The following is a 3,469-nucleotide window of genomic DNA, read 5'->3' on the forward strand; positions in this document are numbered from 1 at the left end:
TAAATCATGTGAGATAAAAAGAAAGGTAAGTGAGAACCTTTTCTGTAACGATTTTAATAAGTTTAATACTTGAGCTTGGATTGAAACATCTAGAGCAGAAACTGCTTCATCACAAATGATTAGTTTTGGATCAACTGCAAGTGCACGTGCAATTCCGACACGCTGACGTTGACCACCACTAAATTCATGAGGATAACGCTCCATTGCTTCTGGTCTTAACCCAACATGCCCTAATAATTCCTCAATTCTAGCTTTACGTTCTTCTTTTGGAACGACATTTTGAATGGCTAATGCTTCACCTAAAATTTGTCCAATAGTTTGTCTAGGGTTAAGTGATGCAAACGGATCCTGGAAGATTACTTGTAGATCTTTTCTTATTTTACGCATTTCTTTTTTTCCTAAGCTTAATAAATCTTTTTCCTTAAAATGAATGCTTCCACTTGTAGGCTCGTCCAATCTTAGAATGGCTCTACCAGTAGTAGACTTACCACAACCGGATTCTCCAACAATGCTTAAAGTTTCTCCCTCATATATGTTGAAGCTAATATCGTCTACAGCTTTTACGTGATTAACCGTTCTTCCTAAAATGCCACCTTTAATTGGAAAGTATTGTTTTAAATGATCTACATTAAGTAGTATTTTTTTATCCACTAGTTGTAATGCCATTATTCAATCCCAACTTTCTCTTTGATGGTATAGTCTGTTTCCCATTGTGATGTGTACATCCAACAGCTGACTTCAGTATTTTTGTCCATCGTTAGTAAATCAGGCACTGACTGATGGCACATTTCCTTTGCATGTGCGCAGCGTGGCGCAAAACTACAGCCTTTAGGCATATTATATGGACTAGGTACAGTACCAGGTATTGTTGTTAATTCATCTTGATCCATATCAAGACGTGGAAGAGAGTTTAATAACCCGATTGTGTATGGGTGTTTAGGGCTATTAAAAAGTTCTTTTGCTGAAGTATATTCAACAATTCTTCCAGCGTACATAACAGCTACCCGATTGCAAGTTTCATAAACAACGCCTAAATCATGCGTGATTAATATTACGGCTGTACCTAAATCTTTTTGAAGTGATTTAATTAATTCTAGAATTTGAGCTTGAATTGTCACATCAAGAGCGGTAGTCGGTTCATCTGCGATTAGTACTTCTGGGTGACAAGCAAGTGCCATTGCAATCATAACCCTTTGTCTCATTCCACCACTTAGCTCATGTGGCTCTTGCTTTGCACGTTTTTCAGGAGATGGGATCCCTACAAGTCGTAGCATTTCAACTGCTTTCTCCCAAGCTTCCTTTTTGCCTAATTTTTGATGAAGACGAATCGCCTCTGCAATTTGTTCGCCAGCTGAATAAACAGGATTTAGAGATGTCATCGGCTCTTGAAAGATCATTGAAATTTCATTTCCTCGAATGGAACGCATTTGCTTTTCCGTTTTTGCTAGTAAGTCTTCACCTTTAAAAAGAATACTACCACCAGTTATTTTACCTGGAGGAGAGGGGATTAATCCTAAAAGAGATAATGATGTAATACTTTTACCACTTCCAGATTCTCCTACTATTCCAAGTGTTTCACCTTTTTTTAATGTAAAGCTAATTCCATTAACTGCTTTACTTGTTCCTTCATCTGTATAAAAGTAGGTTTGTAGATTTTTAACCTCAAGAATTGTTTCATCAATTTGTTTTTTCATAGTAGGACCTCCTTAATTCAAGTCAACTCGTTTATTAAAGTAACGGTAGAGAATATCAACAGCTAGATTCATAAATACAAAGATAACTGAAGCGATTAAAACGCCACCTTGAACCATAGGTAAATCTCTTGTCCTAATTGCATCAACAATTAATCTACCTAGTCCATTAATTGCAAAAACTGACTCTGTTAAAACGGTACCACCTAGTAATGCACCAAACTGTAGTCCAACAACAGTAATAACAGGAATAAGAGCATTCTTTAAACCATGTTTATAGATAATGACATGCTCTTTTAATCCTTTTGCTCTTGCTGTACGCATATAGTCTTGACGAACAACCTCAAGCATACTTGACCTAGTCATTCTAGCTACGATTGCCGCACCACCTGCACCTAATGTTAATGCTGGAAGTACCATATGTTTAAACGTTCCCCAGCCAGCAACTGGGAATATATGAAGATTAACTGAAAAGAAGTAGATCAGCATTAAACCAAACCAGAAACTTGGTAAAGAGATTCCTAGTAAAGCGACAATCATAATTGTAATATCAGCCGCTGAGTACTGTTTAGTTGCTGATATAATTCCTGCTAGCATACCAAGTACAACTGTAATGAAAATACTAGCCAGTGCAAGCTCAATTGTAATCGGCAAACGAATCATAATCTCATCTAATACTGGACGATTATTTCGAAGCGATTCACCAAAATCTCCTTGTAGTACATGAACAACATAGTCGAAATACTGAATAATGACAGGGCGATCAAGTCCAAGTTGATGACGAATCATTTCAATTGTTTGTTTCGTAGCACCTTCCCCAGCAAGTAGTGTTGCTGGATCACCAGGAACCATCTGCATGATTAAAAAAACGACTAAACTTACACCAAGTAAAACCGGAATAGTTTGTATAATTCTTCTGACAATAAATAGAAACATTTACTTTCCTCCTTATTTTTTCATTCTTGGATCAAGAGCATCTCTTAGTCCATCTCCGAAAATATTAAATCCTAATACAAGTGTTGAAATCGCAATACCCGGAAATAAGGCAATGTGAGGTGCTGTAAATAAGTAATCACGTCCACTGCTTAACATCGCTCCCCATTCTGGTGAAGGAGGCTGAGCACCTAATCCTAGATATGATAAGCCTGCTGCTGAAAGAATAGCTGTAGCCAGCTTTAACGTAGCTTGGACAATGATTGGTGAAAGAATATTCGGAAAAATATGTTTGAAAATAATTGTTGAATCAGTTGCACCTAATGCACGAATTGCGTCTATATACTCAAGTTTTCTGACAGATAACGTAGATCCTCTAACGATTCGTGCAAACGTTGGGATTGAAAAGATACCGACAGCAACCATAACATTAATTAGACTAGGACCAAGTGCACTAATAATCGCAAGTGCTAGTAAAATACCTGGAAATGCTAGTAAAACATCAACAACCCTCATAATGATCGTGTCAACCCATTTTCCGTAATAACCTGCTATCAACCCGAGCGTGATTCCGAAAATTGCTCCAAATAAGACAGATACGAAACCAACAGAAATTGAAAGTCGACTTCCATAAATGATTCTACTTAAAATATCTCTTCCTTTATCATCTGTTCCCATCCAATGTTCTAGCGATGGAGTTTGCAGTTTATTCATTAAATCAATCGCAAAAGGATCCTTCGGTGAAATGAGTGGTGCTAAAAAAGCTACTAAAATATAAAAAAGTACGATATATCCACCAACTAGTGCCAATTTATTTTTTTTAAACTTCTTATAAAATACTTTCC

General features: G+C 36.9%; 4 protein-coding genes. All 4 read right to left on the reverse strand.

Annotated features, from left to right (window positions below):
- On the reverse strand, positions 1 to 666 hold a 666-nt coding region (locus tag CN514_RS19185; protein ID WP_098233974.1), incomplete at its 3' end, for an ATP-binding cassette domain-containing protein.
- Positions 666 to 1,694, reverse strand: coding sequence for an ABC transporter ATP-binding protein (locus tag CN514_RS19190; protein WP_098233975.1), 1,029 nt, complete (start codon positions 1,692 to 1,694; stop codon positions 666 to 668). The genes CN514_RS19190 and CN514_RS19185, both read right to left, overlap by 1 nt.
- A gap of 12 nt (positions 1,695 to 1,706) precedes the next feature.
- Positions 1,707 to 2,627 carry an ABC transporter permease gene (locus CN514_RS19195; protein ID WP_025569271.1) on the reverse strand — a complete coding sequence of 307 codons (921 nt, stop codon included), beginning with the start codon at positions 2,625 to 2,627 and terminating at the stop codon, positions 1,707 to 1,709.
- A 12-nt stretch (positions 2,628 to 2,639) separates the two neighbouring features.
- On the reverse strand, positions 2,640 to 3,469 hold an 830-nt coding region (gene nikC / locus CN514_RS19200; protein WP_098233976.1), incomplete at its 5' end, for a nickel transporter permease.

Source organism: Bacillus sp. AFS001701 (assembly GCF_002559405.1).
In the GTDB taxonomy this organism is placed as follows: Bacteria; Bacillota; Bacilli; order Bacillales; family Bacillaceae_G; genus Gottfriedia.

What these genes read in the sequence shown, in the direction of transcription:
- CN514_RS19190 (WP_098233975.1), bottom strand. Translation starts at nt 1,694, where the DNA reads ATGAAAAAACAAATTGATGAAACAATTCTTGAGGTTAAAAATCTACAA.
- CN514_RS19195 (WP_025569271.1), bottom strand. Translation starts at nt 2,627, where the DNA reads ATGTTTCTATTTATTGTCAGAAGAATTATACAAACTATTCCGGTTTTA.